A 3710-nucleotide genomic window follows, 5' to 3' on the forward strand; every position below is an offset into this window, starting at 1 on the left:
CCCGGCTGACGGTCTGCAGCACCGGCGCATCGGCGCCGCCCTCGCGCAGTGCCCGCAGCTCGTTGACCTGAGCCTCGGCCAGCTCGGTGTACAGCTGCTCCAGACGCGGACCGTAGTGCTCCTTGAGCTTGGGTCGCGCCAGTTTGCGGATGCCGGTCAGCAGGCCGTTCTCTGTGGTGAAGGGCGTGGTTTCCACGATGAAGTCGCGTGGGATCTCATAGGACTGCAGTCCGGCCGCTTTCGCGACATTGTGCAGTGAGTCGCTGATCAGCGGCTTCAGCTCGGCAGAAGGCCAGCGCGACAGTGCCTCCGGCGTGGGCACGACGACCGCCAGCAGATAGGCGCGTGCGCTGTTGCCGTAGATGTAGATTTGCCGCACCAGCGGGCTATCGCCGAACACCGCCTCCAGCTTTGACACGGTCACGAACTCGCCCTGCGAGAGCTTGAGCACGTTGTTGCGGCGGTCGACATAAGCCAGCTGATCCGGACCCACCTCGGCCACGATGTCTCCGGTCCGGTAGTAGCCGTCCGCGTCGAACACCCCGGCGGTGACATCCGGCCGTTTGTAGTAGCCCTGGAACAAGTCGCGCGACTTGACCAGCAGCTCGCCGCGGGGGTGCGGCTGGTCGGTGTGGAAGTAACCCAGATCGGGCACATCGGCCAACTTGTAGTCGATCACCGGCGGGCGTCGCACCCGCCCGTCGGCGAAGACCGAGCCCGCCTCGGTCGAGCCGTAGAGCTCTACCAGATGCAGGTCGAGGTAGGACTCGACGAACGCCTTCAGCTCGTCCGAGGTCGGCGCGGAGCCCGTCGTGGCTGAGACGAACCGTCCGCCGAGCCGGTTCTGCCGCTGTTCGGCCATAACTTGTGCTTCGACGCCCGCCCGATCGGCGCCGACGGATGAGCACCGGTCCACCTCACTCCGGAACTTCTGAAACAACATGTCCCAGATCCGCGGAACAAAACTCAGTTGGGTGGGGCGTACCACAGCGAGGTCTTCCAAAAGGGTGGAAAGGTCGCTCTTGGCCGTGAAATATGCGGTGCCGCCGCTAGACAGGGTCCCGTACAGGATCACGCGGCCCATCATGTGGCTCATGGGCATTAGGCTGAGCGTGATCGACGGCTCCGCGCTCTGCTGACCCGACGCCGCGCGGCTTAACCCCCTCCAGAGGTTGATGACCCGGCGCTCGAGGTACATCGCGCCCTTGGGTGCTCCGGTGCTACCGGAGGTGTAGATCAATAGGGTCAGCGGATCGTCGTCATCGGAGAGGAACAGCGGCGCGGCAGGCAGCGTCTTGCCGCGGTCGAGCACGTCACCCAGCGTCTCCACAACCACCGGGCTGCCCGCTTCCGCCAACCGCGTTCGCGCGGCTTCAAACGCCTCGCGCTGGTCGTCCACCTCGGGGTGGTAGTCGAACACCACCAGCCGCGCAGGCGCATGCCCGGTCAGCACCAGTTCGACGGCGTCGGAGAGATAGTCGACGCTCGCGGCGATCACGCTCGGTTCGGTCTCCACGACAATGGGCCGCAGTTCATTGACCGGCGCGCTGGTCTGCAGCGGAACGCACACCGCGCCTGTCCGCACCAACGCCACATCAACAATCGTGTAATCCACGCTGGCGAAACCCAGCACACAAACCCGATCGCCAGGGCTCACCGAGGGTGTTGGATCGGCGGCAAAGGCGCTCGCGACCGCGCCGGCACGCTCCCACAATTCCCGGTAGCTCAAGGTGTCGAACCGCGGCAGCAGCTCCATTGAGGTGCGCCCAGTCGCCGGGTCCTCGACAAGGTGCACCGCGCGCTGCCCGAGCGCGGGCCGCTCCGCATAGCCCTCCATGACCGTGCGCACCATCTCCGGCAACCGCAGCCCGGGTTGCTCGACCGCCGAGGTGATCGCATCACTCGGCCGGGCATCGGCGAACTGCTGGTCAGTGGCGTACAGATCGGCAATTCGGCGCGCGAGCCGCTCTTCACGCGTATCAAATGACATCAGAGTTCCCTAGGTAATCGGTGTGGAAGTTGGCGGCACGACGTTGCGTCCTCCGATCGATCGATCGATCCGACGGCCAACGTGCGGCCGCTCGGTCACGGTGACGTGGTGGTCACGAATTACGAACCCGCAGACATTGCGCGTCGATGCCCGGGCCGTGCGGCTGCTGGCAGCTGGGTGTCCTGGTCGGCCGCCGGTCGAGCATGCGCCGGCTCCGCGGTCCGGGCGGATCCGTCGCCGGTTGGCGGCGCCCCGCCCGGCGGTGCCGTTGTGGTTACCGACGCCGTATACCTCGGCGATTGCTGTCTTGAACTCACGATCCCTCTTTGTGCGCTACCCGACCCGTCGGCGGTGACGACGAATGAGGTCCAACCGACTCGAGTGTAACCACGGTTGCGTACGCGCTCTTGTGTCTTCTCGGTGACCTTCGCCACCCCGGGCGACCGGCGCGATATACCGCGGATCTAGGCCGGCGCCGTCTGGGCTAGCTTTCGGCGGCTGGGCTGGTCGTCAGGGACTTCACGATCTGCTCGGCGTGGTTGACGATGACCGAGATGTGCCCCTCATCGCGGGTAGTACGTGGCCATGCAGCGCGGCAGTTCACCGCCAGCGCGCGGGCCGTGCTCATCGGCACCTCGCGGTCGAGTTCGCCGTGCCAGAGATACGTGCCAGAGATATACGTCGGGCAACCCGATGTCGCGCAGTGCGAAACCCAATGGCCGGCCGAACACGGTGCCTTCGTATGGTGACGAGTAGGTCCCAGCCGCCCGAATCCAGTGTAACCATGGCTGCATCGTTCGCGAGCCCTCGAAGTCGCGGCGGCGGGCGTTGCCGAGTTGGCTGGCGTAGTCGAACCACCAACCGTCACCGGGCAACGCGACCTCGGCCACCGACCGCAACGGCACCGTCCATGCCACCAGCAGCGCCGCGACCAGCGCCGCGACGACGACGGCCGGTATCCACCGTCGCGACCGCCACCTCCATCGTGTGGCCGTGGCGTCGAAACCCGACGCCGTCAAGCGGGAGCCCGGGCTGCAACGTATGGTGTAACCATGGTTGCAGCAGCGGGGATGAGTGTCGAGGCAAGGGAGCTATGTGATCGTGAGGCAGGAGCAAGAAGCGCTGCGTATCGGGGTGCTATGGCGAGGTGACCGGCGAGCTGAGGTGCCATTGCCACCCGCGGATCGGGGCCTCGAGCCGCTGTATGACGCGTTCGGCAGGTTGCCTGTGATTATCGACCCGGTCGCCTACAGCGACGATGCCGTCGATGAGGTCCGGCAGCAGCTACTGACCCTCGATGGCGTCCTGGTGTGGGTGAATCCCATCCAGGACGGGGTCAGCCGCGTCCTGCTAGATCCGCTCTTGCGCGAGGTGTCATCGAAAGGTGTCTGGGTGTCGGCTCATCCCGACGTGATCCTTCAGATGGGTACCAAGGAGATCCTCTACCGCACCCGTGACCTCGGCTGGGGCAGCGACACCGGCCTGTATCGGTCCGCGGGCGAGTTCGCCCGCGGATTCCCTGACCGCCTCGGGCAGATGGGCCGCCTGGTCCTCAAGCAGGGCCGGGGCAACGGCGGGGACGGGGTCTGGAAAGTCGAGCTGCCCGACGGTAAGCCAGGCCCGGCCGGTCCGGATGTTGTTGTCCGGGTGCAGGATGCGCGGTCGAAGGACGGCTCATCCGAGTTCGTGGCACTTGGCTCGTTCATGCACCGATGCGAGG

3 protein-coding genes are annotated in these 3710 nt (G+C 66.0%); 1 reads left to right on the plus strand and 2 read right to left on the minus strand.

Annotation, left to right across the window (positions count from 1 at the left end; translation table 11 throughout):
• Together VE759_RS16640 and VE759_RS16645 are read right to left on the minus strand one after the other, a co-directional pair.
• On the minus strand, positions 1-1990 hold a 1990-nt coding region (locus VE759_RS16640; protein ID WP_324934410.1), incomplete at its 3' end, for an AMP-binding protein.
• A gap of 563 nt (positions 1991-2553) precedes the next feature.
• Positions 2554-3009, minus strand: a complete 456-nt coding sequence (locus VE759_RS16645) for a hypothetical protein (protein WP_324934412.1) — start codon at positions 3007-3009, stop codon at positions 2554-2556.
• A 145-nt stretch (positions 3010-3154) separates the two neighbouring features.
• Between VE759_RS16645 and VE759_RS16650 the strand changes: the two genes are divergently transcribed.
• Positions 3155-3710: hypothetical protein (locus VE759_RS16650; RefSeq protein WP_414687938.1), on the plus strand; the 556-nt coding region annotated here is incomplete at its 3' end.

The sequence above is a fragment of the Mycobacterium sp. genome (genome assembly GCF_035640695.1).
GTDB lineage: Bacteria > Actinomycetota > Actinomycetes > Mycobacteriales > Mycobacteriaceae > Mycobacterium.